Genomic DNA, 24,511 nt, shown 5'->3' on the forward strand with positions numbered 1-24,511 from the left:
CCTCGAATACCGTCACCGGTCCACCTCGCCGAACACGATGTCGAGCGTGCCGAGCACGCAGGACACGTCGGCCAGCATGTGGCCGCGGCACATCCAGTCCATGGCCTGGAGATGGGCGAAACCCGGAGCGCGGATCTTGCAGCGGTAGGGCTTGTTGGTGCCGTCGGCGACGAGATAGACGCCGAACTCGCCCTTGGGCGCCTCGACCGCCGCGTAGACCTCGCCGGCCGGGACGTGGAAGCCTTCGGTGTAGAGTTTGAAGTGGTGAATCAGCGCTTCCATCGAGCGCTTCATCTCGCGGCGCGGTGGGGGCGCGAACTTGCCGTCGGTGGCGGCGATCGGCCCCTGCCCGGCGGGCTCACGCAGCTTCACGCAGCATTGCCGCATGATCTTGGCCGATTCGCGCATCTCTTCCATGCGGATGACCTGGCGATCGTAGGTGTCGCCGTTCCTTCCCACGGGAACGTCGAACTCCATCTCCTCGTAGCATTCGTAGGGCTGCGACTTACGCAGATCCCACGGGATGCCGGAGCCGCGCACCATCACCCCGGAGAAGCCCCAGGCCATGGCCTCGTCCACGGTGACGATGCCGATGTCGACGTTGCGCTGCTTGAAGATGCGGTTGCCCATGACGAGATTGTCGAGGTCGTCCACAACCTGCAGGAACGGGTCGATGAACGCCTCGATGTCGTCGATCAGCGCCGGCGGCAGGTCCTGGTGCACGCCGCCGGGCCGGAAGTAATTGGCGTGGAGACGCGCACCCGAGGCGCGCTCGTAGAAGATCATCAACTTCTCACGCTCCTCGAAGCCCCAGAGCGGCGGCGTCAAAGCGCCGACATCCATCGCCTGCGTGGTGACGTTGAGGAGGTGGGAGAGGATGCGGCCGATCTCGCAGAACAGCACGCGGATGAGCTGAGCCCGGCGCGGCACCTGCAACCCGAGCAGCTTCTCGATGCCGAGACAGAAGGCATGCTCTTGGTTCATAGGCGAGACGTAGTCGAGCCGGTCGAAATACGGTGTCGCCTGCAGGTAGGTCTTGTGCTCGATCAGCTTCTCCGTGCCCCGATGCAGGAGGCCGATATGCGGATCGACCCGCTCGACGATCTCGCCGTCGAGTTCCAGAACGAGGCGCAGCACGCCATGCGCCGCCGGGTGCTGGGGGCCGAAATTGATCGCGAAGTTGCGGATATTGTGCTCGGTCATGGCCTCGCTCCGCCTCTCAAGCCGACTTTTTCTCGTCGCCCGGAAGCACGTATTCGGTGCCCTCCCATGGCGAGAGGAAGTCGAAGTTCCGGAATTCCTGCGCCAGCTTCACCGGCTCGTAGACCACGCGGGCTTCGTCCTGGTCGTAGCGGACCTCGACGAAGCCGGTGAGCGGGAAGTCCTTTCGGAGCGGATGCCCCTCGAACCCGTAATCCGTCAGGAGGCGGCGGAGATCGGGATGTCCGGAAAACAGGACGCCGTAGAGATCGTAGGTCTCGCGCTCGAACCAGTTGGCAGCCGGGAACACGTCGATGACGGAGGGGACCGGGGTCTGGTCGTCGGTCTGCACCTTCACCCGGATGCGGCTGTTATGGCGCAGGGAGAGCAGGTGGTAGACGACGTCGAAACGCTTCTCGCGGTTCGGGTAATCCGCGCCGCAGATGTCGATGAAGCACCGGAAGGCGCAGGCCGGGTCGTCGCGCAGATAGGTCAGTGCATAGACGATGTCGCTCGCCTGCACGTTCAGCGTCAGTTCGCCGAAGGCGATGGTGCGCGAAACGATGGCCGGGCCAAGCGCCGCCCCGACATGGTCGCCGAGCGCCTGGAGCGAGCCGTCGGCCGGGGCCGCGGTATGGGCGAGGATCGAGATGCCGTTGCTCATGGCGGACCCTCAGCGCTCGATCGTGCCGGTGCGGCGGATCTTCTTCTGCAGGAGGAGCACGCCGTAGAGCAGCGCCTCCGCCGTGGGCGGGCAGCCCGGCACGTAGATGTCCACCGGCACCACCCGGTCGCAGCCGCGCACCACCGAGTAGGAATAGTGATAATAGCCGCCGCCATTGGCGCAGGAGCCCATCGAGATGACATAGCGCGGCTCCGGCATCTGGTCGTAGACCTTGCGCAAAGCGGGAGCCATCTTGTTGGTCAGGGTCCCCGCCACGATCATCACGTCGGATTGGCGCGGCGAACCACGCGGCGCGAATCCGAAACGCTCGCAATCATAGCGCGGCATCGACATCTGCATCATCTCGACCGCGCAACAGGCGAGGCCGAACGTCATCCACATCAGCGACCCGGTGCGGGCCCAGTTGATGAGGTCGTCCGTCGAGGTGATGAGGAAGCCGCGGTCGGCGAGTTCGCTGTTGATCGACAGGAAGGTCGGATCATCGGCGCCGATGGGACGGCCGGTATTCGGATCGATGATCCCCTTCGGCGCAGGTGCGACGGCGGGGATCCGGGTCATGTCTGGACTGAAGGCCATCGGTTTCTCGGGATCCGGCTTCGGGCAATGCGATTGTCAGGTCGACGGGACGGCTAGTCCCATTCGAGGGCGCCCTTGCGCCACTCGTAGACGAACCCGACCGTGAGCACGCCGAGGAAGGCCATCATCGACCACATGCCGAACCAGCCGAGCTCACCGAAGGTGATCGCCCAGGGGAACAAGAACGCGACTTCGAGGTCGAAGATGATGAACAAGATAGCGACGAGATAAAACCGCACGTCGAACTTCATGCGGGCATCGTCGAAAGCATTGAAGCCGCACTCGTAAGCCGAGAGCTTCTCCGGGTCCGGGCTGTTGTAGGCGACGAGGAACGGCGCGACGAGCAGAGCCACGGCGATGAACAACGACACGCCAATGAAAACGATGAGGGGCAGATAATCCGCCAGCAGGCTTGTCATACGACACCTCTCGTGTTCGTGGCGGGCAAAGCGCCTCGCGAGCGCTCGACCGGTATGGAATTGCTCCAATGCCAGACTGCGCAGGCGCGAGGCTTAGACGACCCCCTTGAGCGAAACAAGGGCGTCGTGCGTCGCACAAATCCGGCCATGCCCGTGAAGTATGGGGCGGATCGCATCCGGCAACACGACCGATCCGCGCAGCCCCCTGACCGGTGGTCCGACGGTCCTGGCAAACGCCCGATATGGCCGGTTTCCTGCATGGCCCCGCCTTCGCTCGATCGTCCCGTCACGAGGCCTGGAAACAAGGATTCCGGGGACATCCGGACGGGGGGGAGATGGCAAGGAACGGCGCTTGTGGGACACACGGAACCAGAACCTTGGCCGTGAGTTCCGTTCATGTCCCACTCAGGCCGGATGGCGTTAGGTCGTCGCAATATTCGACCTTACAGGAGACGTTTCGTGCGCATTGCCCAGATTGCTCCGCTCTCGGAGGCAGTACCTCCGAAGTTCTACGGCGGCACCGAGCGCGTCGTATCGTGGATCACGGAGGAACTCGTCCGGCAGGGACATGATGTGACCCTGTTCGCCAGCGGCGATTCGGAGACATCCGCCAAGCTCGCCGCCTGCACGCCCGAGGGCCTTCGCCTCCTCGGATACCGCGATCACACCGCGAGCCATCTGGCGATGCTGCACACCGTCCATAAGCGGGCGCACGAGTTCGATGTGCTGCACTTCCACATCGACCTTCTGCAATACCCGATGTTCGAAGACCTCTACCACAAGTGCGTCACGACCATGCACGGCCGCCTCGACGTGCCCGATTTCATGCCGGTCTACCGCACCTTCACGGGCATGCCCCTGGTCTCGATCTCCGACAACCAGCGCGAGCCGATGCCATCGACCTCGAACTGGCAGTCGACGATTCATCACGGCCTGCCGGCCGAGAACTGCCCGTATTATCCGGACGCCAAAGGCGGCTACCTCGCCTTCCTCGGCCGCATCTCCCCCGAGAAGCGCCCCGACCGCGCAATCCAGATGGCGATTCAATCCGGTGTGAAGCTGAAGATCGCCGCCAAGGTCGACAAGGCCGACCAGGATTACTGGGACGAAGTCATCGAGCCGATGATCCACCACCCGCTCGTCGAGTTCATCGGCGAGATCAACGAGGAGCAGAAGAAGGACTTCCTCGGTAACGCCCTGGCGTTGGCCTTCCCGATCGATTGGCCGGAGCCTTTCGGCCTCGTCATGATCGAGGCAATGTCGGCCGGCACGCCGGTGATCGCGTTCCGCAACGGCTCCGTGCCGGAAGTTATCGCCGACGGCGTCAGCGGCGTCCTGTGCGACACGATGGACGATGCGATTGCAGCCGTGCACAAGGTCAAGACCATGAGCCGCGCCGGCGTGCGCCGCCACTTCGAGACGCAGTTCACCGCCGAGTGCATGGTGAAGAAGTATGTGGCGGTCTACGAGCAGCTGATCGAGAACGAGAAGAACGTCATCAAGATGCCGCGCGCGGGTGCCTTCACCCCGCATTATGGCGATCTGAACGGCTCGGCCCGCCCGTCGCTGTCCGCCGCTGCCATGCCTGCCTGAAAATCCTCGCAGAAAGGCTGGTGCCATAGCGCGTCAGCCTTGCTAACCTCTCGCCGAGTCGACGGCCCTCATTCGTGAGATCCGCCGCTACCGGTTATCGAAGGCCGCTGGATCGCCCTTTCGCGACCGGCGGCCTTTTGATTCGCGAGAGACGATCCAGCGCGTCGGGCCAGGGAGCGAAAGTCGCTTCATCGAGCCCGTCGACGCGACCGAGACGATCTGCGACATCGGGCCGGAGAGGCCCGGCTTCGATACCGCGGGTCCGATAATCCACTTCCCGGAGACGTTCAGGCATGGCGGCGAACACTTCCACGGCGACGACACAGGGCGGTCCCAGCAGCACGAACGGGCTGGGACAGGGGTTCCAGGATGCCGACGAGGTGCTGCCGCAATATCATATCGAGGCGCAGACCTCGCTGGTGGAGCGCCCCCTACGCTCGCTGAAATACGGCGAAGCCTTCGCCGTCCTCGACAGCTACGGCGATATCGGCGTGCTCCCCGGTCCAGAGGGCCTGTATTTCCAGGATACGCGCTACCTGTCGCGCCTCGGCTTCACCATCGAGGACCAGCGTCCGCTGCTGCTCTCGTCGGTGATGCAGGACGACAACGGCGCGCTGAGCGTCGACATGACGACGCCGGACATCCGCATCGATGCCCATGACGAGACCACGATCCCCCGCGAGTTGATCGCGATCGAGCGGACGAAATTCCTGTTCAAGGGGGCCTGCTACGACCGGATCGGGCTGCGCAACTACGATTCGCGCCATTGGAAGCTCAAGATCGGTGTGACTTTCGACGCCGACTACCGCGACCTGTTCGAGGTGCGCGGCATGGACCGGCCGGTCCGCGGCAAGCGCAGCGTGCAGGTGGCGAACGAATCGGAAGTCCAGTTCCGCTATGTCGGCCTCGACGAGGTGGTGCGCACCACGAGCCTGCATTTCGGGCCGAAGCCGCACCATATCGAGCCGGGCCGCGCCGAGTTCGAGGTCTCGCTGCCTCCGGGCGGCCGGACATCGTTGTTCATCCGCGTCGTCTGCGAATCGCACCGCGCCTTCACCAGCGCCCCGGCCGCGGAAAAGGTCGGCGAGGACGCCGCCGCCGGTCTGTCGCAGGCAGCGGGAAGCGGCGCGGGCGCGCGCCATCCCAAGGGCCTCGGTGAAGGCGTGATCTTCGCCCGTGCCTATCGCGACGCGCGCCGGGACCTGCGCCAGCTCACCGCCGGCATCACCACGATCATCTCGTCGAACGACCAGTTCAACGAAGCGGCCTGCCGCGCCACCGCCGATCTCTACATGCTGGCGAGCCGCACGCCCGAGGGTATCTACCCCTTCGCCGGCATCCCCTGGTACTCCACCGTGTTCGGCCGCGACGGCATCATCACCGCGATGATGGCCCTCTGGATCGACCCGAACTTCGCCAAGGGCGTCCTGCGCTATCTCGCCTCGACGCAGGCCAAGGCCGTGGACCCCGCCGCCGACGCCCAGCCCGGCAAGGTCCTGCACGAAACCCGGCGCGGCGAGATGGCGATGCTCGGCGAGGTGCCGTTCCGCCACTATTACGGCACCATCGACGGCACGCCGCTCTTCGTCATGCTGGCCTACGAGTATTACGCCGTCACCGGCGACATCGAGACGATCGAGCGGATCTGGCCGGCCCTCGAACTCGCCCTCGCATGGATGAACGAGTACGGCGACCGGGACGGCGACGGCTTCGTCGAATATGCCCGCGACACCGACAAGGGCCTCGAGAATCAGGGCTGGAAGGACAGCCACGACTCGATCTTCCACACCGACGGCCATCTTGCCAAAGGTCCGATCGCCCTGTGCGAGGTCCAGGGTTACGTCTATGCCGCCAAGAACGGCATGGCCAAGCTCGCCACCCTGCTCGGCCACGACGACCTCGCCACCCGCCTCGGCAAGGAGGCGCTGGCGCTCCGCGAAAACTTCGACAAGGCCTTCTGGTGCGAGGAGATCGGCACCTACGCGCTGGCCCTGGACGGGGCGAAGAAGCAATGCGCTGTGCGCTCGTCCAATGCCGGCCACGCCCTCTTCACCGGTATCGCCCTGCCGGAGCGGGCCGCGAGTGTCGCCGCTAACTTGCTCTCGAAAGACGGGTTCAACGGCTGGGGCGTGCGCACGATCGCGCGCGGCGAGGCCCGCTACAACCCGATGTCGTACCATAACGGCTCGATCTGGCCGCACGACAACGCCTTGGTCGCCATGGGCCTCGCGCGCTACGACCTGAAGCCGGAAGCCTCCCGCATCTTCCAGGGCATGTTCGACACCGCCCTCTACCAGGACCAGAAACGCCTGCCGGAGCTGTTCTGCGGTTTCATGCGCCGCAACCAACGCGGACCGGTCTCCTATCCGGTGGCCTGCTCGCCCCAGGCCTGGGCGGCGGCGGCGCCGTTCGCCTTCCTCTCGGCCTGCATCGGTTTGGAGATCCAGCACGACCGCAACCGCATCCGTCTGCGCAATCCCACCCTGCCGGCCTTCCTCGAAGGCGTCTCGATCTTCAACTTGAAGCTCGGGGAATCGCGGATCGACCTGCGGGTCCAGCGCTACGGCAGCGACGTCACGGTGAACGTGCTGAGGCGGGTAGGCGACGCGCAGGTATCCGTGGTGAAGTAAAACCTCGAGAATTGGGGGCGGCCCACAAGCCGCCCCCGTCCCTCGCGACAAGCACAAAGCTGCCCCGAATCACACGATATTCGGGACCGGCCGTGAGGCGATAAAAAAAGCCGCCTCCCCAAGGAAGCGGCTTTTCAATCGTCTATGTCCCGTGACGGGACGATGCCTGCCTCAGCGCGGCGCCAGGATCATGATCATCTGGCGGCCCTCGAGCATCGGCTCGCTTTCAACCTTGGCGATTTCCTGGGTCTCGTTCTTCACCCGCTCGAGCAGGCGCAGGCCGATATCCTGGTGCGCCATCTCACGGCCACGGAAGCGCAGGGTGACCTTCACCTTGTCGCCCTCCTCGAAGAAGCGGATGACCGCCTTCATCTTGGTGTCGTAATCGTGCTTGTCGATACCGGGGCGGAGCTTGATCTCCTTGACCTCGACCGTCTTCTGCTTCTTGCGGGCCTCGTTCTGCTTCTTCTGTTCGTTGAAGCGGAAGCGGCCGTAATCGAGAAGCTTACAGACGGGAGGGACGGAGTTCGGCGCGATTTCCACGAGATCGAGGCCCGCCTCTTCGGCGAGGGTGAGCGCGTCGAAGAAGGCAACGACACCGCGGTTCTGCCCGGTATCATCGATGAGCTGCACTTCGCGGACGCCACGGATGTCCCGATTGGCGCGCGGCCCGTCCTTCTGCGGGGCCGGCATGGCTCTCATTGGTCTACGAATGGCTTCAATCTCCTAGTGAACGACGAAACGGCAGCCTTCGGACATCGCCCGGAGGGCTAGACCTGCCACCAATCGCTCCGGCAATCCGGTTACGGACACCATGTCCGAACTGCGTCCTGTGTCAACAGGCAGGAACGGGTTTGGTTCACGAACCGGCTCATACGACGTCAGCGCGGGCGGTGGGCGAGGAGCTCTCCATAGATGCCGAGAGTTGCGCCCACCATGCCATCGAGGGAGAAATGCGCCTCCACATGGGCGCGCCCCCGCCTCGTCATGGCGTCCCGCGCGCTGGCCCCAAGGGTGAGCGCCTCAAGCAGAGCCTCGGCCAGGGCCGGCGCGTCGCCGGGCGGCACTCGCCAGCCGGTGCGCTGGGACGCAGGCACTTCCGGCGGGGCGAGCACCGTCTCCGGCACGGCGCCGAGATCCGAGACCACGACCGGGGTCCCGAGGGCCTGGGCTTCCACAGCCGAACGCCCGAAGGCCTCGGGCTCCACGGACGGCACGGCGACCACCGAAGCCGCCCGGAAGGCGGCCGGCATGTCGGTGCAATGGCCGACCCGCAGGACGATGTCGCGGAGCCCGCGGGCCTCGATCAGCGCGTCGAGTTCCCGCTCGTAAGCGGAGCGCCCCTGCGGATCGCCGGCGAGGACGAAGACCACATCGGCAATGCCCCGATCGCGCAGGACGGACGCCGCCTCGATCAGCACGCGCTGCCCCTTCCAGGCGGTGAGCCGGGCCGCGAGCAGGACGACGCGTTGATGCGGCGCCACGCCCCAGGACCGGCGCAGGGCCTCGACGCGGGCCGGCGCCACGGCGCCGGGCGAGAATTGCGCGAGATCGGTGCCGCGGTGAACGACCCGGACACGGTCGCCGGCCTGATCGGGATGGAGCATCCGGATGAGGTCGGCGGTGTAGTGCGAGTTGGCGATGACCACGTCGCCGCGCGCCATCACCGAATTGTAGAGCACCTTCACGCCGGTCCGGCCGGAATAACTCCCGTGATAGGTGGTCACATAAGGGATCTTCAGCCGCCGGGCGGCGCCGAGGGCCACCCAGGCGGGGGCGCGCGAGCGGGCATGGATGATCTGGACCCCCTCGCGTCGGCACAGCCTGGCCAAGCGACCCACATTCAGCGCCATGGCGAGGGGATTCTTGGAGGCCGCCGGGAACGGAAGCCAGGTCCCGCCCTTGGCCTGCATCTCGCCGACGAGGCGTCCGCCTTCCGTGGCCACGAGTGCCCGCGCGCCCACGGACGCGAGGGCTGCGGCCACATCCACCGTGGTGCGCTCCGCCCCGCCCGCGTCGAGGGCGGGAATGATCTGCAGCACGGTGGCGCCTGCCAGCGGCTGCGCTTCGCTGGGGAAACCTGCGCCAAATCGCTCATCGCCGCTCATCGCGACCATCCTTCCGGCGACGGCCGAATTGACGGAAAATAGTCGTCGAAGGGGCGAGGGGACTCGTCTCGTGTCTCGATCATGGTCTCCAGCATCGGGGGCACGCTTTACGGCTCGGTAAACGAAATGCGACTGCGTCACAGTCAAATGTCGGTTTTACCGGATTAAAAGGACTACGCATGGACTCAGCGCTCAGCCAGGCCCCGACCTTCATCACCGTGGGCGAGGGCGATGCCGCACGCCGCATCGCTGTGCGCACCTGCGCGGGAGACGGGCCTGCCCTGGTCTGGCTCGGGGGATTCCACTCCGATATGGGCGCCACCAAGGCGATGGTCCTCGACGCCTTCGCGCGGGACCATGGCCGCGCCCTCGTCCGGTTCGACTATACCGGGCACGGCGAATCGGAGGGAGAGTTCGCCGAATCGACGATCTCGACCTGGCTCGAAGACGCCATGGCGGTCGTCGACGCCACTGTGACAGGGCGCGCCATCCTCGTGGGCTCGTCGATGGGAGGCTGGATCGCCTGCCTCGCGGCACGGGCACGGGCGCTCCGGGGGGATGCCCCCCTCGCCGGCATGGTGCTAATCGCCCCCGCCCTCGATTTCACCGAGCGCCTGATGTGGGAGCGGTTCCCGCCGGAGATCCGCGAGACGATGGAACGCGAGGGCGTGTGGATGCGGCCCACCGAGTACGGTCCGGAGCCTATCCCCACCACGATGGCGCTGATCGAGGATGGACGTCGGCACCTCCTTCTCGGCGGGCCGATCGATCCGGGCTGTCCGGTCCACATCCTGCAGGGCATGCGGGATTTAGACGTGCCCTACACCCATGCCCTCGCGACGGTGGAACGGCTGCCGGCACCCGGCACCGTTCTCACCCTCATCGCTGATGGCGACCACCGCCTGTCGCGGCCGCAGGATCTGACGCGGCTGCTGGCGGCGGTGGCGGAAATCGCCTGAGCGTGCCTGCCGCTCAGTGCAAACTGACGGCGTGAAGATCGTTCGCCGCCGCATTGGCGACAATCACATCGCGCGAATCGGCCAGCAGGATCGGGCTGCCGCTGGCCGAGAGAAGAGCGAACAGGTCCATGCCGGGGGTCAGGTCCGGCGCCTGTGGGAACAGCCGCTTCACCTCGTCGGAGCGGATCGGCCGGACATAGGCGATATGGCCTTCGCCGAGGGCCGCGAGGTCGGCGGCGTTGAACTCGGCAGGGTCGAGATCAGCCGGGGTGATCGGGTTCGCGTTAAAATTGGTCATGATGCCCTCCTTTCGAGGCAGAGCTTGCTCCCGTGCGGCGCCATTTCTCGGACCGCATGGGAGGAAAGAGTCACGCGCCTACACGTCGTCGCGGGATGCGATGGCGATCTTTCGGACGATCCGTTCCGGCTCCGGGCGGGTGAGATCGATGGAAAGAAGCCCGTTCGATAGGTCGGCGCCCACCACCTCCATGCCGTCGGCGAGGAGGAAGGCACGCTGGAACTGACGAGCAGCGATGCCGCGATGCAGGAACTGACGCGCCTTGTCGTCGACCTGACGGCCCCGCACCACGAGCTGGTTCTCCTCCAGCATCACGTCGAGTTGGTCCCGCGTAAAGCCGGCCACCGCGAGGGTGATCCGGAGCCGCTCGGGCTCGTCGTCGGAGCGCTGCACGCGCTCGATATTGTAGGGGGGGTACCCGTCATTGGCCGCCTTCGACACGCGGTCGAGGGCCTGCTCGATCTCGTCGAAGCCGAGAAGAAACGGATGTCCGAACGGAGAAGGCCGTGTCGTCACGTGATCTTGTTCCTTCGCGAAGCCCAAGGGTCGATAGATTGAGGCACTTCGAACTGTCGGAGCCCGCCTGCTGCAGCACTCCTCCCGGCGGTCGCCTGCCGGTCATCGCGATATGGAGATGTGGAAAAGCGGCATCAAGGGTTTGGCTCCAAGGGTTCCGCTCGCCGCCGATCCCTGGCACCGCCCGGGTCCCCCCAATGGGGGATGCCGGCCTGGAACGTCATCGCATCAAGTGGGGATGACGATCGCGGATCGAGAAAAGGCGCAAGAGGTCAGGATGATCAGGCAATTTGTTTGGGAGAATTAGGTAATCGACGGTGCCCCAGGGGAGCGTCGCAGTAACAGTTTGGAACTGCTCTGATTTTCAGCACAAAGCTTGATCTTGGCGGATCAATTCGGATACTCCGCGCCACGTCGAACGATGCGGCGGTGCGCAAGCCGGACGCCACGGGTCAGGCTGGAGCGACACCGGAACGCGAGCGTCGCGCTCAATGCCCGAGGAACCGCAGAAGACGAGCCCTGCCAGGGGTCTCGGCGAGCCCGTTTGCCATGGCGTTTCGACGCATGCAACCAGGGCACGCGACTAGGGATAGCCGCAACCGAGGAGAACCGGACCGTTATGAAAGAGGCGCACCGCGTGATCGACTTTCCATCTCTTTCTCCCGTCCGGGCCATGGGCGCCGCGCTGATGACCGCCGCCCTCACGGTGGGATGGGCCGGCTCCGCACCCGCCCAGGACGCGAAGGCTCCCGTCCTGAAGCTCGAACTCAACCGTCTCGAGCCGGCGGGCGAAGCCTGCCGCACCTATCTTCTCGTGGACAACAGCCGCGGCACCGCGCTGAAATCCCTTAAGCTCGACCTCTTCGCCTTCGATACGGAGGGCGTCGCGCAGAAGCGCCTCGCCGTCGAAGTCGGCCCCGTCCAGGACCGCAAGACCATGGTCCGGCTGTTCGATTTCCCGGCCCTCGCCTGCCCGAAGATCGGCCGCGTCCTCCTCAACGACGTCCTTGCCTGCGAAGGCGGCGAGGCCAGCCGCGAGAGCTGCCTCGACCGGATCGAGACCGAGAGCAAGACGAGCGCGACCTTTACCCGCTGACCCCACGGACGGGCCGACGGCCTGTCTGGACGCCGATCCGGTCGCCCCTCGGCGATCGCCACCCAATGAACCCGGAGGAGCCCGCCATGGATCCGACTTCCGCGCCGGCCGCTGCCGCTCACGACTTTTCCTTCATCGGCCTGTTTCTCCAGGCGGATCCGATCGTCAAAAGCGTCATGATCCTGCTGGTGGTCGCCTCGATCGCCTGTTGGACGGTGGTGTTCGAGAAGCTCGTCCGCTTCGCCGCCGCCAAGCGTCAGGCCAAGGCGTTCGATACGCTGGTCCGCTCGGGCGGGTCCCTCGAAGCCACGGGCTCGGGGATCGATGCGGGCATCGTTCAGGCCGGCCTCGAAGCGTGGCGCGACCAGGATGCCACCGAGACCCGGGCCGAGCGCCGCGACCGTATCGAGCGCGCCATGCGGGCCGCCCTCACGTTGCGGGTCAAGCGCCTCCAGACCGGTCTTCCGCTTCTGGCGACCTCCGGCTCCACCGCCCCGTTCATCGGTCTTTTCGGCACGGTCTGGGGCATCATGAACTCGTTCTCGTCCATCGCCCAGAGCCAGGACACGTCGCTCGCCGTGGTGGCCCCCGGCATCGCCGAGGCTCTCTTCGCCACGGCCATCGGCCTCATCGTCGCGATCCCGGCGGTGATGGCCTACAACAAGCTGACCAACGATCTCGGCAAAGTGCAATCCGCCTTCGTGGCCAGCATCGGCACCCTCGGCAACCGCCTTGCGCGGGACCGCAAGAGCGTGCCGCACGCCGCCGCCGCCGAGTAGCACGGCTCTCTCGACGCTCTGAACATTCCATGGCCGGCGCAGACGCGGCGGCACGGTGACGACATGCGGCGGGCCATCGAGCCGGCCGTCGATGCCCCGGAGGGCGAACGATGGGTATGGGTTCGGTCCGCGCCAGCGGCGGCGACGACGAGGATGACCTCGATTCCGCGCCGATGTCTGAGATCAACGTCACTCCGATGGTGGACGTGATGCTAGTGCTGCTGATCATCTTCATGGTCGCGGCGCCGCTGATGACGACGGGCGTGCCGGTGCAACTGCCGAAGACCACCGCCGCCAAGGTCGCGCAGGCGAAGAAGCCCCTGGAAATTTCCATCGACAAGGAAGGCAAGCCGTTCCTGGCCAAGGACGAGCTGACGCCCGAGACGATCATGCCGCGCCTGAAGGCGCTGGCGGCAGAAGACCCGACCCAGGTGATGCTGGTGCGCGGCGACAAGGACGTGCCCTACGGCAAGATCATGGAAGTGATGGGCCTCGTCGGCCAGGCCGGCTTCACCAAGGTGTCCCTCATCGCTCAATCCCCGGGCGGGGCGCTTCCGGCTGCCCCCGCGGCGAGTGGAGCACCGCGGTAGACCCGATGAGCGCCCTCGTCTCGACACGTGAATCCGGACCGCAAGGTCCCACGGGACTCGCTGCCGCCTTCCTCGTGGCCTTCGTCCTGCACCTGACGGTGCTGGCGGGCATGATGCTGTTCGGCCAGCCGCCCAAGGCGCCCCCCGGCGAGAACACGATCACCATCGATCTGGCGCCGCAATCGACGGAGGCCGAAGCCCCGTCTGCCCCCGCCATGACGGAGGCGGTGCCTCCGCCCGCCGAACAGGCGCCGGTCGAGACGCCGGACGTGGTGGAAGAAGTGCAGCCGCCGGAGATGGTGGCGGTGACGCCGCCCGAGACTGCCGAGATCCCCCCCGACGAGACCCAGCCCGTGGTCACGCCCGACACGATCACCGAGGTGCCGCCGGAAGAGCAGGTGGTCACCTCCACCGCCGAGGTGGCCGAGCCCCTCGCTCCCCCGCCGCCGGTCGTGGCCAAGCCCCCCGAGCCGGTCAAGCCACCGAAGCCCGTGGAGGTCGTCCGGCCGAAGCCTAAGCCCGATCCGAGGATCGAGGCCAAGCGACAGGAGGAATTGGAGGCCAAGCGCGAAGCCATTCGCGAAGCGAAGCTGAAGGCGGCCAAGGAAGCCAAGCTCAGGGCCGCGCGTGAGACCAGCAGGCGCGCCGCTCAGGAGGGTGGGCCCAGCAGTTCGGCCTCGTCCGCGAGGCAGGCGAGCACGGGATCGTCCGCCTCCGGCAACGATCCGAGCGCCCTGCGTCAATGGCAGGGAGCCTTGGCCTCGGCCATCAACGGCCGCATGAACCGCAACGCGGCGGCGGGAACGGCAGGCGGCACTGCCGTGGTGCGCTTCACCGTCTCGCGGTCGGGTCAGGTGCTCAGCGCCGGGCTCGCCAGCAGCAGCGGCATCAGCGTCATCGACGGCGCCGCGCTAGCCGCCGTGCGCGGTTCGCTGCCGGCGGCTCCTCCCGGCGTCTCCGTGAGCAGCCTCGCCGTCACCGTTCCCATGCGCTTCCGGCCCGGCGGTTGAGCCGGGAGGGGTCGTGGCGGTCTGGTTCACCAGCGATACGCATTTCGGCGACAGGCGTGCGCTGAACATCGACCGCCGCCCCTATCCGGACCTCGCGGCCCACGATGCCGGCCTCATCGCCAACTGGAACGAGAGGGTCGCGCCCGACGACACCGTCTGGCATCTCGGCGACGTGGCCCTCGGCCCCTCCGATGCGCGCGTCGCCGAGATCGTCGGCGCCCTCAACGGCGTGAAACACCTGATCGTCGGCAACAATGACGGTCCGGGCACGCTCGCCCTACGGGACTGGGCCTCTGTGGGCCATTATGCCGAGATCGACGTCGAGGGGCGGCGGCTCGTCCTCTGCCATTACGCGTTCCGGACCTGGAACGGCATCGGGCGCGGTGCCCTCAATCTCCACGGCCATTCCCACGGCAAGCTCACGCCGGCCCCGCGGCAATACGATGTCGGTGTAGACGTGCATGCCTGTGCCCCGGTACGCCTCGACCAAGTTTTGGCCTCTCGCAGGCGCAAGAAACCTGCGGAACCTTCGCCGTGAGTTCGCCGTTTGAACCGCATAACCAACGATGACGACCGATCACTGGCTTTGAACTTGATCAGGTACTGACCGTACCAAGGTGCCGATGTCGAAAGACGGACAGCCCTCCTTCAACGAGACGCACAATCGGATTCTCCCATGCGCTTCGCTCCTGCAACGCCCATCGCCGCTTTCGGCTTCGTGCTGTGCATGATCGCCCCGACCCTCGCGGCTCCCTCCTGTCTCAAGGGTGAACGGAAGATCCAAGAGGCCGCGGCCCTGCGCTATCAGGCACGCGAAGAAGCGCGGCTCGGCAACCGTGACCGGGTCTGCGACACTCTCGATGAGGTCGGAGATCGCTACGAAGACGCGAAGGAAGCCTTTGAGGATTGTGGTGCCGGTATCGTCGCCATCGATCTTCGCAGCGAGACGCGGGCCTTGCGGGCCGCCAAATCGGTGAACCGCTGCGACTGAACTGCGTGACCGGAACGCCGATACTGCTCTCCGGACCTCGTCGACTGACATACCGAAACTAGAAAAAGTATCCGCCTTGTCGCGGATTGTCTCCGTATGCCCCGGTCCGGTGCGGCCACGCACAGCCGCACCGTCATTCCCACGTCACAGCTTCACGAACGACGGAAAGCTTGTCCGTCGGGAGACTTTCGTCATGAACGCGTCCGCCCAGCACAGCGATCTCACCCTGCTCTCGTCCCACGCCGCACACTCGCCGGCGACCGGCCCGTCTTTCGCGGCGGCCCTGTGCGGTTTCCTATCGACCACCGTGGCGACGACGATGGTGATGTTTCTGCTGAGCAGCCTCTGATCGGTAGTCCCTTCAAGGGGCTACGAACCAGAACCGGCGCTTGGAGAACAGCATGTCCGGGTGGCCGATGCTCTGGTCGCTCTGGGGACGCGCAGGGACGAGGCTGCAGGGCGGCTCGATGCGCGGCGGAGCTGCCGGGAGCAGCAGGGCCGACGATACCGGGTAGAGGCCGAGCTTGGCCTGGACCTCGGGTTGGCGGACGGCCACGATGGTGACGACCCCGGCGATGAGCCCTCCGGCGAGCGTACCCAGCAGAAAATTCATCATGTCAGTGAAAGTCATGCCAGCCAGCGGCGTGGGTCTGCCCAGATGCAGCATGACCGCAAAATCTGACTGATGCGTTGCACAAAGCCGGTGGGTATTTTCCCATTGCTGCAGCGCACGCCATGGTATTGGTCGATCCCGTCGGACAGGCGAGGTCATCCACCCCCCGTCTCCTCCTCCTCCAGCTTATCGGCATGATTGGGGCGATATCCGTTCGCTACCGGATTTTAACCTTACCCCGTCAGTGTCTGCCTCCAGCGGCCCGAATCAGCTCGGCCGCTTCGGGAGAAGGATCGGCCATGTCCTATGGAGCCAGTGCCTATGCACGGGTCGCGCAGACCGCGTTGACCCCTCGGGAGGCAGAAGCTGCCGTCCTGATCAAGGCGGCGGGCCGGCTCCAGACGATCCAGGCGGATTGGCAGAATCAGTCCGGAGCGCTGAACGAAGCCCTGAACTTCAACCAGAAGGTCTGGTCGATCATCGCCGGTGCCGCGACGGCACCCGACAGCCAGCTCCCGATCGAGATCAAGACGAGCATCGCCGAACTCTCGACCTTCGTCTTCAAGCGGATGATCGACACGATGATCGAGCCGAAGGCGGAGAAGCTGTCGGCCCTCATCAACATCAACCATCAGATCGCCGCCGGCCTGCGCACCTGACGCCGGAGGGGGCCTATCTCCACGGATGCATGTGGTTCGCACCGCATCCCGGCACGGCGAATAGACTGCCGCGATACCGCCGTCGCGTGGTCACGAGTCGGGGGTTGCACCGACCAGCCCGCCGACGGAATTCTGCTCCTCGCTGCAAGGACGTCGCATGCTCTCCGGGCCAACGGCGAAAAGGCCGTAGCCTGCGCTGCGACCTTGCTCTCCCACCCGCCCTCAGCCGTGCGGCCGGCCTCGGCTCCCGTCAGGCCGTCCGATCCAGGGGCCGCTGATCTTCCTTCGCCCGCATCGCCGTTGCCTCCGCATAGGCGCGGGCTCGAAGAATCGTGGCCTCGGGTAACTGAACGACGACGTCGCCGGAATTCGGATCCACCACCTGATACACGAGGCTCTTGGTGTCCTGATCCACCGTGATGCGGCGCTCATCGGCCGTCGGCGCCTCCGCGTCGGGCTTCGGCGCCGGGTCGTCGGCAACGGGCGCGTCGTCCAGCCTGACATCGAACCGCACGGGTGGGTCCAGCGGCGTGCCGACCGTCGTCGCCGGGCCGGCCTTGCGCACCGGGGCCGGGGAATTCACGGTGGGTGCGACCGGCGCGACGGTGGGCATCGACATCGGAGAGATACTGAGGATCGTCATTGCACGCCCTTTCGAAGGTGGTCGTGGCATGCAACCAAAAACGACGGCGAGGGTAAACCAGTCTTTAAAACCCGCGGGTTACCCACCACTGCCCCTGAAGATGACAAAGGAATCCTCAGGAGAATAGATGGTTTTTTAGGAATCAGACGGATCCGCGGTCAGATCTCCACCGCTTCCGGCCTCGCCGTGCCGACGCCCTGGGGATCGAAGGCGACGCTTTTCACCACCGCGTAGACGGCGCGGCCGGGTGCCAGAGCGAGATCGCGCACCGAGGCACGGGTCACGCGGGCCGCGAGCAGGGCGCCGTTGCAGTCGATCTCCACCATGGACGCCGCCTCGCCGAGGGCGTGGATCGAGACGACGTGCCCTTCCAGGATGTTGCGCGCGCTCAAGCCCACCGGTGGCTGCGTCGCGAGGAGGACGTCACGGGCCGGCACGCGGATGCGCACCGCCGTGCCGGGGCGTCGCGTGAGGCGGGGAACGGAGAGCCGGCCGGCGCGCCCGCTCAGCCGGGTCAGGCCGGTTTCTGAATCCGTCTCCTCGACGATCATGTCGAGGATCGCCCCAGCCTCGGCCTCCTGCGTGGCAAGGAGGTCGGCCCGGCGAAGCACCGTATCCGCAGCCCCGACGGCGGCGACACGGCCGGCATCGAGTACGACCACGGTGCGCGCCAGCCGCGCCACCTCCGAGACCGAGTGGCTGACATAGACGATGGGCAACCCGGCTTCGTCGCGCAGGCGCTCGATATAGGGCAGGACCTCGGCCTTGCGGGCCTCGTCGAGGGCGGCGAGGGGTTCGTCCATCAGCAGGAGCCGAGGCCGGCTGAGCAGGGCCCGGCCAATCGCCACCCGTTGTGCCTCTCCACCCGAGAGACCCGCCGGCCGCCGTTCGAGGAGATGGCCGATCCCCAGCAGGTCGACGACGCCGTCGAAGGCGATGCCGTCGCTGCGGCCGCGGGCGAAGGCCCGGCCGTAGCCGAGGTTCCGTCGCACCGAGAGATGCGGCATCAGCCGCGCCTGCTGGAACACCACACCGATGCGCCGGCGATGGGCCGGCACGGCAATGCCCCGCTCCGTGTCGAGCAGCGTCTCGCCCGCCACCGCGATGCGGCCCCGATCCGGCCGCGCCAGCCCGGCGATGAGGTCGATCACCGTGGTCTTGCCCGAGCCGGAGCGACCGAACAGCGCGGTCAGGCCGGGACCGGCGGTGAAGGCGACGTCGAGGCTGAAGGCCCCCCGCGTGAGCGAGACGTCGATGTCGAGGGTAGCAGTGTGGAGTGTGGCGGACATGGGAGACCTCACCCCGTGCCGAGGCGGCGCGCGAGGCGTCGGGCCAGCAGTTCAGAGACGAGGAGGGCCGCCATCGACAGGGCTACCGAGATCAGGGTGAGGCGCAACGCACCCGCCTCGCCGCCGGGCACCTGCGTCAGGCTGTAGATGGCTGAGGGCAGCGTCTGGGTCTCGCCGGGAATGTTGGAGACGAAGGTGATGGTGGCGCCGAACTCGCCCATCGCCTTGGCGAAGGCCAGCACCGAACCGGCGAGGATGCCGGGCATGGCGAGCGGCAGGGTGACGGTGAGGAAGACCGCGCTCGGCCGTGCCCCGAGGGTGGCGGCGGCCTGTTCGAGGCGCCGGTCCACCGCCTCGATGGACAGGCGCATGGCCCGGACCATCAACGGGAACCCCATGATCGCGCAGGCCAGGGCTGCCCCGGTCCAGCGGAAGGAGAACACGATCCCGATCTCGGCGAGCGCCGCGCCGAAGGTGCCGCGCCGTCCGAACGAGAGCAGCAGGAGGTAGCCCGTCACCACGGGAGGCAGGATCAAGGGCAGGTGGACCAGGCCATCGAGGAGCGCGCGGCCGGGAAAACGTCCGCGCGCCAGGAGCATGGCGATGAAGAGGCCGGGCACGAGGCTGGCCAACGTCGCCACGGAGGCGACTTTCAGGCTCAAGCCGATGGCGGTCCATTCGTCGGGGGTGAGATCGAGCACGGACGGCGGATCAGATGCCGGTCCCGGCGAACCGCCTGCCGAAACCTCCGATGCCGCTGCCCTGGATCATGAAGACGCGCATCCCTCTCACCGCAGGCCGATCCTCGTGAACCGGGCCGGCCAGTCGGCAGAATCGATAGCACGGATCGCGGTCATTGATGCGGACCTGCACTCAGGCCGCAGGTGGCTCTTCCTCCGGCTTGAACTGGCGCTCGGCGCGATGAAGCCGGCTCAGGAGGACCAGCATCGAACCCGGCACCGGCTCGAAAGTCGGCTCGGAATCGAGCAGCCCCGAGGGTCCGCTTGCCCTGAGGCGTCTGGCGGTCTTCCTGCCGACGATGGCCACGGGAGCCCGTCTGATGTTTTTCTTCTGGTTCGTACTCAACACCGCACCCTCGAACGCCACGGGGACGACAGGAGAAGCGCAGGGAAACGCGAAGGTTCGAGCTCGGTTCCGCGACGGTGGCGGGCAGTCCCTGCGGATGCTAGAGCCCGCATCATGCTCGAAGGCCTTCATCCCAACCGCCCCACCCATGTGCTGCGTCTCCTCACGGACGAGCGGTCGGCGCGCGCCATGACCGACATCCTCGGCGAGATGTTCGATCCGACGGAGACGGCGGTCGCCGCCTTCGAGGCGGAGGATGGCAAAACCTGGCGGCTGGAGGCCTATTTCGCCGATGCGCCGGACGAGGAGATGGTCCGCGACCTGATCCGTCCCCTGGTGGGCGAGCAGGCGGATGCGGCCGTGTTCGAGACCATCGACCAGCAGGATTGGGTCCGCGCCTCCCTGGAGGGGTTGAACCCGGTCCGTGCCGGGCGCTTCCTCGTGCACGGCGCGCATGACCGCCACACCATACGGCCCAACGATCTGGCCATTGAGATCGAGGCGGCCCTGGCCTTCGGCACCGGCCACCACGGCACGACGCTGGGCTGCCTCAAGGCCCTGGCCGGCATCCTGAAGCAGGGCCGACCCGCGCATGTTCTCGATGTGGGCACCGGCACCGGCATCCTCGCCTTCGCGGCGGCCAAGGCCCTGCACCAGCCCGTCCATGCCGGCGACCTCGACCCCGAAGCGGTCTCCACCGCCAAGGGCAATGCCCGGTTGAACGGGCTCGGCGGCCTCGTCCGACTCTATGTCGGCCCCGGCGTCCGTCATGCGAGCGCGGACCGCAGCCGGCGCTTCGACGTGGTGTTCGCCAACATCCTCGCCCGGCCCCTGAAGCGCCTCGCGCCGACCCTTACGGCGACTGTGGCGGACCACGGCGTGCTCATCCTCTCGGGGCTGATCGAGCGCGACGTGCCCGGCGTTCTCTCCACCTATCGCCATCGCGGCTTCCACCTCGCCCGGCATGGCCTGATCGAGGGCTGGGCGACCCTGGTGCTCAAACGCGGCGGAGCGGCACCGCGCCCGCTCTGAGAGCGGTTGCCGCCTCGTCCGGCGGCGCGTAACGCTCGACGCCATGAGCCGCGCCCGCTTCCAGACCTTCGACGATCCGAGCCACCGGGAGGGCGCGACGCGCATCGCCGCCCTGAGGGAGGCGATGCGGCGAGTGGGGATCGACGGGTTCGTGGTGCCCCGCGCCGACGAGCATCAATCGGAATACGTGCCCGCGAATGCCGAGCGCCTCGCCTGGCTCACCGGCTTCACCGGCTCGGCCGGCACTGCCGTGATTCTCGCCGACGAGGCGGCCCTGGTGGTGGATGGGCGCTACACGCTCCAGGCCCCGGCCCAGGTGGACACCACAATCCTCACCCCGGTGCAGCTCGCCGAGACCAGTGTCGAGGCCTGGATCAGCGAACATCTGCGGCAGGGCGCCGTGCTTGGCTACGACCCGTGGCTCCACACCGCCGAAGGCGTCGCCAAGCTGGAGAAGGCGGCGGCCAAGGCCGGCGCCCGCGTCATGCCGGTCACCGAGAACCCCGTCGATGCGGTCTGGGCCGGCAGGGCCGCCGCCCCCGCAGGCGCGGTGATGGCGCATCCCCTCGAACTCGCCGGAGACTCCGTCGAGGCGAAGCTCCGCCGCATCCGTGAGGCGCTGGGGCGTGGCGGCTGTGACGCCCTGGTGATCTCCGATCCACACAATCTCGCCTGGGCGTTCAACCTGCGCGGCGGCGACGTGGCGCATACGCCCCTGGCGCTCGGCTACGCCGTCGTTCCCCGGACGGGACGCGCCGCCCTGTATCTGACCTCGCCGGCCATCGATCCCGCCCTGCGGGAGGCGCTCTCGCCGTCCGCTGACATCGCCGGGCGGGCGGATTTCGCCGCGGCCCTCGCCGCTCTCGCTGCCGGAGATGCCAGGATCAGGCTCGATTCCGGCACCGGCGCGTCGGCTTTGGCGACCCTGGTGGAACAGGCGGGGGGCCAAGTCGATCCCGGCCCCGACCCGATCACGCTGATGAAGGCGGTGAAGAACGCGGGCGAGATCGCCGGATCGCGCGCGGCCCATCACCGCGACGGCATCGCGGTCACGCGCTTCCTTGCCTGGCTGTCGCGGCAGGCGCCGGACGGCCGCCTCACCGAGATTGCCGCCGTGGAGGCGCTGGAGGATTTTCGCGGCGAGACCGGCCTGTTGCGCGACATTTCTTTCCCGACCATCTCGGGCAGCGGCCCCAACGGCGCCATCGTGCATTACCGCGTGACCCGCGACACCGATCGGCCGGTCGGCCAGGGCGAGCTGTTCCTCGTGGATTCGGGCGCGCAATATGCCGACGGCACCACCGACATCACCCGCACCGTCGCGATCGGGACGCCGACGGCGGAGATGCGCGACCGCTTCACCCGCGTGCTCAAGGGCCATGTCGCCATCGCGCGGGCCGTGTTCCCGAAGGGCACCACCGGCGCGCAGATCGATTCCTTCGCCCGCGCGCCGCTCTGGCAGGCGGGACTCGATTTCGATCACGGCACCGGCCACGGCGTCGGCGCCTTCCTGTCCGTGCATGAAGGCCCGCAGCGCATCGCCAAGACCGGCACCACCGCCCTCTCACCCGGCATGATTCTCTCCAACGAGCCGGGCTATTACCGAGCCGGCGCCTACGGCATCCGCATCGAGAACCTCGTCCTCGTGGAGGAACGCGCGATCCCCGGCGGCGACCGGCCGATGCTCGGCTTCGAGACCCTGACGCTTGCCCCCTACGATACCGGCCTCATCGACCCGTCCCTGCTCGACGAGGCCGAAATCGCCTGGATCGATGCGTATCACGCACGGGTGCGGGACGCCCTGAGCGCCGACCTCGACGGGGAGACGCGGGCGTGGCTCGAGGCAGCGACGCGGCCGCTCGGTCGGCTTAAGGACGCGGACGCGTGATCCTTCAGAAGAGGGACGCCAAAGGCCCTTCGGGATGAAGGATTTTTATGGCTTGATGGTCGCGCTTTACGGAGGTCCATTCGTGTTTGCGCTTCTGCTGCGCAGATGGTGGCACCTCGGATTAGCGGCATTCGCGGGCCTGCTCGTCACCTCGCTTGCCGTGAACAGCCTCCACAGCAGCAATGGCCCCGGCGGGCCCTTAGGTTTCGCGATCCTGATGATCGGTGTCATCGGCCTCTATGCGGGTCTGACGACGCGGGCGATCAGCTTTCGCTTCGCTCCGCCGTCTACCGCCCCTGTTCGCTTTGGCATCCTTGCGGCCTTCGGTTTCGGCCTCCTCCCCCTCGTCGTCGCTATATTCGCCTGGGGGAAGGGCTACCGGTAAGGCGGTGGTCCCGGTCCTTCTTCTCCGGAAAGCTGCCTTTCGGAACACGAGCGCGTCCGTGATAGGTGGCGAACCGATGCGCTCCGGCGAAAGGCGAGGGATGCTACCAAGGGACAACACCAGATGACCGCGCAAGCAGGTCTCCACGTGGTCGTCATCGGCTCCGGCGCGGTCGGGACGGTGAGCGCCATCGAATGCCTGCGGGCGGGGCATCGGGTCACCGTGGTCGATCCCGGCCCGCCCGGCGGCGAGCAGGCGTCGAGCTATGGCAATGCGGGCTGGCTCTCGTCGCACTCGGTCATCCCGCCGGCGGAGCCCGGCATGTGGAAGCGGGTGCCCTCCTTCCTCCTCGATCCGCTCGGGCCACTTTCGATCCGCTGGGCCTATCTGCCGAAGGTGATGCCCTGGCTCACGCGGTTTCTGCTCGCCGCCGCCACCACGCCCCGGATCGAGCGCACCGCCCGCGCCATGCGGACGCTCCTCGTCGATGCGCCGAAGCTCCATGCGACGCTCGCCGAGGAGGCGGGTGTCCCGCAGCTCGTGGAGCGGCGCGGCGTGCTGCACGTCTATCCCGACCGGGCCGCTTTCGAGCGCGAGGCGCGGTCCTGGGCAATCAGGCGCAAGGTCGGCGTCACCTGGCTCGAACTCTCGGCCGATGAGTTGCGGCAGAGGGAGCCGAGCTTGCATCGGCGCTATACGTTCGGCCTCGTGGTCGAGGAGGCGGGCCATTGCCGCGATCCCGGCGGCTACGTCGCCGCCCTGTCCGACCTCGCGCAGGCGCGCGGCGCCGACCGGGTCGCAACCCGCGCGACGGGGTTCCGGCTTGAACGCGGGCGCCTCGCCGCGGTCACGACGGAACAGGGCGAGATCCCCTGCGACCGCGCCGTCGTCGCGGCCGGCGCCCGGTCGAAGCCCCTCGCCGCCTCCCTCGGCGACACGCTGCCGCTGGAGAGCGAGCGCGGCTACCACGTCATGGTGACGGGCGCCGAGGCAGGGCCGCGCACGCCGGTCATGGCGTCGGATGCCAAGATGATCGTCAATTTCATGAATGGCGGCCTGCGCGCGGCCGGTCAGGTGGAGTTCGCGGGACTGGCGGCAAATCCCAACTGGAAGCGCGCGGAGATCCTCCGCGATCACCTGATCCCGATGTTTCCCGGATTGCCGAACCCGATACCCGAGGATCGCCTGAAGGTCTGGCTCGGCCATCGCCCGAGCATGCCGGATGGGCGGCCCTGCATCGGCCAGGCGCGCAAGACCACGGATGTCGTCTACGCCTTTGGGCATGGCCATGTGGGCCTCGTCGGCTCGGCGCGGACCGGACGCCTCGTCGCCCAGCTCGTCGGCGGCGAGACACCGGAGATCCCCCTCGCGCCCTTCGACCCCCGACGCTTCCTGTGAGCCTTTCGGGTTCAAGGCTCACGGCGAACGCCCTATCGCGGCGATTCCGTCGCGGGCAATCGCGGGCC

The 24,511-nt window shown here is 67.0% G+C and carries 28 protein-coding genes; 15 read left to right on the forward strand and 13 right to left on the reverse strand.

Annotated elements, in window-relative coordinates:
• Positions 1-12 precede the first annotated feature (12 nt).
• The 4 genes from FPV16_RS08805 to FPV16_RS08820 are packed head-to-tail and all read right to left on the reverse strand — an operon-like array spanning position 13 to position 2,880.
• On the reverse strand, positions 13-1,203 hold the full coding sequence (locus FPV16_RS08805; protein ID WP_018042019.1) for an NADH-quinone oxidoreductase subunit D: 1,191 nt from the start codon (positions 1,201-1,203) through the stop codon (positions 13-15).
• A gap of 16 nt (positions 1,204-1,219) precedes the next feature.
• Positions 1,220-1,864: an NADH-quinone oxidoreductase subunit C gene (locus FPV16_RS08810; protein ID WP_227437843.1), complete on the reverse strand. Its 645-nt coding sequence runs from the start codon at positions 1,862-1,864 to the stop codon at positions 1,220-1,222.
• Between the two features lie 9 nt (positions 1,865-1,873).
• Positions 1,874-2,461 carry a NuoB/complex I 20 kDa subunit family protein gene (locus FPV16_RS08815; RefSeq protein WP_018042017.1) on the reverse strand — a complete coding sequence of 196 codons (588 nt, stop codon included), beginning with the start codon at positions 2,459-2,461 and terminating at the stop codon, positions 1,874-1,876.
• Between the two features lie 53 nt (positions 2,462-2,514).
• Entirely contained in the window at positions 2,515-2,880 is a 366-nt protein-coding gene (locus tag FPV16_RS08820) for an NADH-quinone oxidoreductase subunit A (protein WP_018042016.1), read from the reverse strand.
• A 459-nt stretch (positions 2,881-3,339) separates the two neighbouring features.
• On the opposite strand from FPV16_RS08820, the gene FPV16_RS08825 reads away from it, so the two are divergent.
• Both FPV16_RS08825 and FPV16_RS08830 read left to right on the forward strand, forming a co-directional pair.
• The gene (locus FPV16_RS08825) at positions 3,340-4,473 is read left to right on the forward strand and encodes a glycosyltransferase family 4 protein (protein WP_227437844.1); all 1,134 of its coding nucleotides are present in this window, start codon (positions 3,340-3,342) and stop codon (positions 4,471-4,473) included.
• A 293-nt stretch (positions 4,474-4,766) separates the two neighbouring features.
• Positions 4,767-7,103, forward strand: coding sequence for a glycogen debranching N-terminal domain-containing protein (locus tag FPV16_RS08830; RefSeq protein WP_227437845.1), 2,337 nt, complete (start codon positions 4,767-4,769; stop codon positions 7,101-7,103).
• A 171-nt stretch (positions 7,104-7,274) separates the two neighbouring features.
• Here the strand turns inward: FPV16_RS08830 and infC are convergent, their stop codons facing one another.
• Both infC and FPV16_RS08840 read right to left on the reverse strand, forming a co-directional pair.
• Positions 7,275-7,796 (reverse strand): translation initiation factor IF-3, encoded by a 522-nt coding sequence (gene infC, locus FPV16_RS08835; protein WP_019906832.1) that lies wholly within the window; start codon positions 7,794-7,796, stop codon positions 7,275-7,277.
• A 188-nt stretch (positions 7,797-7,984) separates the two neighbouring features.
• A complete protein-coding gene (locus FPV16_RS08840; RefSeq protein WP_227437846.1) occupies positions 7,985-9,211 on the reverse strand; it encodes a glycosyltransferase family 4 protein in 1,227 nt (408 codons plus the stop codon).
• 179 nt (positions 9,212-9,390) lie between these two features.
• Between FPV16_RS08840 and FPV16_RS08845 the strand changes: the two genes are divergently transcribed.
• Complete coding sequence (locus FPV16_RS08845) at positions 9,391-10,170, forward strand: alpha/beta hydrolase (RefSeq protein ID WP_227437847.1); 780 nt, start codon at positions 9,391-9,393, stop codon at positions 10,168-10,170.
• 13 nt (positions 10,171-10,183) lie between these two features.
• Here FPV16_RS08845 and FPV16_RS08850 read toward each other — a convergent pair whose 3' ends face one another.
• Together FPV16_RS08850 and FPV16_RS08855 are read right to left on the reverse strand one after the other, a co-directional pair.
• Positions 10,184-10,468, reverse strand: a complete 285-nt coding sequence (locus tag FPV16_RS08850; RefSeq protein WP_227437848.1) for a DUF1150 family protein — start codon at positions 10,466-10,468, stop codon at positions 10,184-10,186.
• Between the two features lie 78 nt (positions 10,469-10,546).
• Positions 10,547-10,984: an Hsp20 family protein gene (locus FPV16_RS08855; protein ID WP_227437849.1), complete on the reverse strand. Its 438-nt coding sequence runs from the start codon at positions 10,982-10,984 to the stop codon at positions 10,547-10,549.
• Positions 10,985-11,603: 619 nt separating this feature from the next.
• Between FPV16_RS08855 and FPV16_RS08860 the strand changes: the two genes are divergently transcribed.
• The 7 genes from FPV16_RS08860 to FPV16_RS08890 all read left to right on the forward strand — a co-directional run bounded on the left by FPV16_RS08860 (position 11,604) and on the right by FPV16_RS08890 (position 15,799).
• Entirely contained in the window at positions 11,604-12,080 is a 477-nt protein-coding gene (locus tag FPV16_RS08860; RefSeq protein WP_413629237.1) for a Tat pathway signal protein, read from the forward strand.
• A gap of 86 nt (positions 12,081-12,166) precedes the next feature.
• Positions 12,167-12,859: a MotA/TolQ/ExbB proton channel family protein gene (locus FPV16_RS08865; protein ID WP_227437850.1), complete on the forward strand. Its 693-nt coding sequence runs from the start codon at positions 12,167-12,169 to the stop codon at positions 12,857-12,859.
• A gap of 110 nt (positions 12,860-12,969) precedes the next feature.
• Positions 12,970-13,449, forward strand: a complete 480-nt coding sequence (gene tolR, locus FPV16_RS08870; protein ID WP_227437851.1) for a protein TolR — start codon at positions 12,970-12,972, stop codon at positions 13,447-13,449.
• Positions 13,450-13,454: 5 nt separating this feature from the next.
• A complete protein-coding gene (locus FPV16_RS08875) occupies positions 13,455-14,459 on the forward strand; it encodes an energy transducer TonB (protein WP_227437852.1) in 1,005 nt (334 codons plus the stop codon).
• A 13-nt stretch (positions 14,460-14,472) separates the two neighbouring features.
• Positions 14,473-14,997 (forward strand): metallophosphoesterase family protein, encoded by a 525-nt coding sequence (locus FPV16_RS08880; protein WP_227437853.1) that lies wholly within the window; start codon positions 14,473-14,475, stop codon positions 14,995-14,997.
• Between the two features lie 138 nt (positions 14,998-15,135).
• Positions 15,136-15,450: a hypothetical protein gene (locus FPV16_RS08885; protein ID WP_018042003.1), complete on the forward strand. Its 315-nt coding sequence runs from the start codon at positions 15,136-15,138 to the stop codon at positions 15,448-15,450.
• Between the two features lie 193 nt (positions 15,451-15,643).
• Entirely contained in the window at positions 15,644-15,799 is a 156-nt protein-coding gene (locus FPV16_RS08890; protein ID WP_197031090.1) for a hypothetical protein, read from the forward strand.
• Positions 15,800-15,811: 12 nt separating this feature from the next.
• Here the strand turns inward: FPV16_RS08890 and FPV16_RS08895 are convergent, their stop codons facing one another.
• On the reverse strand, positions 15,812-16,066 hold the full coding sequence (locus tag FPV16_RS08895) for a hypothetical protein (RefSeq protein ID WP_227437854.1): 255 nt from the start codon (positions 16,064-16,066) through the stop codon (positions 15,812-15,814).
• Positions 16,067-16,362: 296 nt separating this feature from the next.
• On the opposite strand from FPV16_RS08895, the gene flaF reads away from it, so the two are divergent.
• On the forward strand, positions 16,363-16,722 hold the full coding sequence (gene flaF / locus FPV16_RS08900) for a flagellar biosynthesis regulator FlaF (protein WP_027170870.1): 360 nt from the start codon (positions 16,363-16,365) through the stop codon (positions 16,720-16,722).
• Positions 16,723-16,972: 250 nt separating this feature from the next.
• Here flaF and FPV16_RS08905 read toward each other — a convergent pair whose 3' ends face one another.
• From FPV16_RS08905 to FPV16_RS08920, 4 genes are all read right to left on the reverse strand, one after another.
• Complete coding sequence (locus tag FPV16_RS08905) at positions 16,973-17,335, reverse strand: hypothetical protein (protein ID WP_227437855.1); 363 nt, start codon at positions 17,333-17,335, stop codon at positions 16,973-16,975.
• 188 nt (positions 17,336-17,523) lie between these two features.
• Entirely contained in the window at positions 17,524-18,654 is a 1,131-nt protein-coding gene (modC, locus tag FPV16_RS08910; RefSeq protein WP_227437856.1) for a molybdenum ABC transporter ATP-binding protein, read from the reverse strand.
• An 8-nt stretch (positions 18,655-18,662) separates the two neighbouring features.
• The gene (gene modB / locus FPV16_RS08915) at positions 18,663-19,355 is read right to left on the reverse strand and encodes a molybdate ABC transporter permease subunit (protein ID WP_227437857.1); all 693 of its coding nucleotides are present in this window, start codon (positions 19,353-19,355) and stop codon (positions 18,663-18,665) included.
• Between the two features lie 172 nt (positions 19,356-19,527).
• Entirely contained in the window at positions 19,528-19,743 is a 216-nt protein-coding gene (locus FPV16_RS08920) for a hypothetical protein (protein WP_227437858.1), read from the reverse strand.
• A gap of 111 nt (positions 19,744-19,854) precedes the next feature.
• Between FPV16_RS08920 and FPV16_RS08925 the strand changes: the two genes are divergently transcribed.
• From FPV16_RS08925 to FPV16_RS08940, 4 genes are all read left to right on the forward strand, one after another.
• Positions 19,855-20,772, forward strand: coding sequence for a 50S ribosomal protein L11 methyltransferase (locus FPV16_RS08925; protein ID WP_227437859.1), 918 nt, complete (start codon positions 19,855-19,857; stop codon positions 20,770-20,772).
• A gap of 43 nt (positions 20,773-20,815) precedes the next feature.
• Positions 20,816-22,660 carry an aminopeptidase P family protein gene (locus FPV16_RS08930; protein WP_227437860.1) on the forward strand — a complete coding sequence of 615 codons (1,845 nt, stop codon included), beginning with the start codon at positions 20,816-20,818 and terminating at the stop codon, positions 22,658-22,660.
• Between the two features lie 34 nt (positions 22,661-22,694).
• Positions 22,695-23,045, forward strand: coding sequence for a hypothetical protein (locus tag FPV16_RS08935; protein ID WP_227437861.1), 351 nt, complete (start codon positions 22,695-22,697; stop codon positions 23,043-23,045).
• A gap of 123 nt (positions 23,046-23,168) precedes the next feature.
• Entirely contained in the window at positions 23,169-24,443 is a 1,275-nt protein-coding gene (locus FPV16_RS08940; RefSeq protein WP_227437862.1) for an NAD(P)/FAD-dependent oxidoreductase, read from the forward strand.
• Positions 24,444-24,511 lie beyond the last annotated feature (68 nt).

This window comes from Methylobacterium sp. W2 (assembly GCF_020662345.1).
Taxonomy (GTDB): Bacteria; Pseudomonadota; Alphaproteobacteria; order Rhizobiales; family Beijerinckiaceae; genus Methylobacterium.

Excerpts from the sequence above, each read along its gene's own strand:
- FPV16_RS08805 (WP_018042019.1), bottom strand. The coding sequence starts at position 1,203 with ATGACCGAGCACAATATCCGCAACTTCGCGATCAATTTCGGCCCCCAG.
- FPV16_RS08810 (WP_227437843.1), bottom strand. The coding sequence starts at position 1,864 with ATGAGCAACGGCATCTCGATCCTCGCCCATACCGCGGCCCCGGCCGAC.
- FPV16_RS08815 (WP_018042017.1), bottom strand. The coding sequence starts at position 2,461 with ATGGCCTTCAGTCCAGACATGACCCGGATCCCCGCCGTCGCACCTGCG.
- FPV16_RS08820 (WP_018042016.1), bottom strand. The coding sequence starts at position 2,880 with ATGACAAGCCTGCTGGCGGATTATCTGCCCCTCATCGTTTTCATTGGC.
- FPV16_RS08830 (WP_227437845.1), top strand. The coding sequence starts at position 4,767 with ATGGCGGCGAACACTTCCACGGCGACGACACAGGGCGGTCCCAGCAGC.
- infC (WP_019906832.1), bottom strand. The coding sequence starts at position 7,796 with ATGCCGGCCCCGCAGAAGGACGGGCCGCGCGCCAATCGGGACATCCGT.
- FPV16_RS08840 (WP_227437846.1), bottom strand. The coding sequence starts at position 9,211 with ATGAGCGGCGATGAGCGATTTGGCGCAGGTTTCCCCAGCGAAGCGCAG.
- FPV16_RS08845 (WP_227437847.1), top strand. The coding sequence starts at position 9,391 with ATGGACTCAGCGCTCAGCCAGGCCCCGACCTTCATCACCGTGGGCGAG.
- FPV16_RS08850 (WP_227437848.1), bottom strand. The coding sequence starts at position 10,468 with ATGACCAATTTTAACGCGAACCCGATCACCCCGGCTGATCTCGACCCT.
- FPV16_RS08860 (WP_413629237.1), top strand. The coding sequence starts at position 11,604 with ATGAAAGAGGCGCACCGCGTGATCGACTTTCCATCTCTTTCTCCCGTC.
- FPV16_RS08865 (WP_227437850.1), top strand. The coding sequence starts at position 12,167 with ATGGATCCGACTTCCGCGCCGGCCGCTGCCGCTCACGACTTTTCCTTC.
- tolR (WP_227437851.1), top strand. The coding sequence starts at position 12,970 with ATGGGTATGGGTTCGGTCCGCGCCAGCGGCGGCGACGACGAGGATGAC.
- FPV16_RS08875 (WP_227437852.1), top strand. The coding sequence starts at position 13,455 with ATGAGCGCCCTCGTCTCGACACGTGAATCCGGACCGCAAGGTCCCACG.
- FPV16_RS08885 (WP_018042003.1), top strand. The coding sequence starts at position 15,136 with ATGCGCTTCGCTCCTGCAACGCCCATCGCCGCTTTCGGCTTCGTGCTG.
- FPV16_RS08890 (WP_197031090.1), top strand. The coding sequence starts at position 15,644 with ATGAACGCGTCCGCCCAGCACAGCGATCTCACCCTGCTCTCGTCCCAC.
- FPV16_RS08895 (WP_227437854.1), bottom strand. The coding sequence starts at position 16,066 with ATGATGAATTTTCTGCTGGGTACGCTCGCCGGAGGGCTCATCGCCGGG.
- flaF (WP_027170870.1), top strand. The coding sequence starts at position 16,363 with ATGTCCTATGGAGCCAGTGCCTATGCACGGGTCGCGCAGACCGCGTTG.
- FPV16_RS08905 (WP_227437855.1), bottom strand. The coding sequence starts at position 17,335 with ATGCCCACCGTCGCGCCGGTCGCACCCACCGTGAATTCCCCGGCCCCG.
- modC (WP_227437856.1), bottom strand. The coding sequence starts at position 18,654 with ATGTCCGCCACACTCCACACTGCTACCCTCGACATCGACGTCTCGCTC.
- FPV16_RS08925 (WP_227437859.1), top strand. The coding sequence starts at position 19,855 with ATGCTCGAAGGCCTTCATCCCAACCGCCCCACCCATGTGCTGCGTCTC.
- FPV16_RS08930 (WP_227437860.1), top strand. The coding sequence starts at position 20,816 with ATGAGCCGCGCCCGCTTCCAGACCTTCGACGATCCGAGCCACCGGGAG.
- FPV16_RS08935 (WP_227437861.1), top strand. The coding sequence starts at position 22,695 with ATGAAGGATTTTTATGGCTTGATGGTCGCGCTTTACGGAGGTCCATTC.
- FPV16_RS08940 (WP_227437862.1), top strand. The coding sequence starts at position 23,169 with ATGACCGCGCAAGCAGGTCTCCACGTGGTCGTCATCGGCTCCGGCGCG.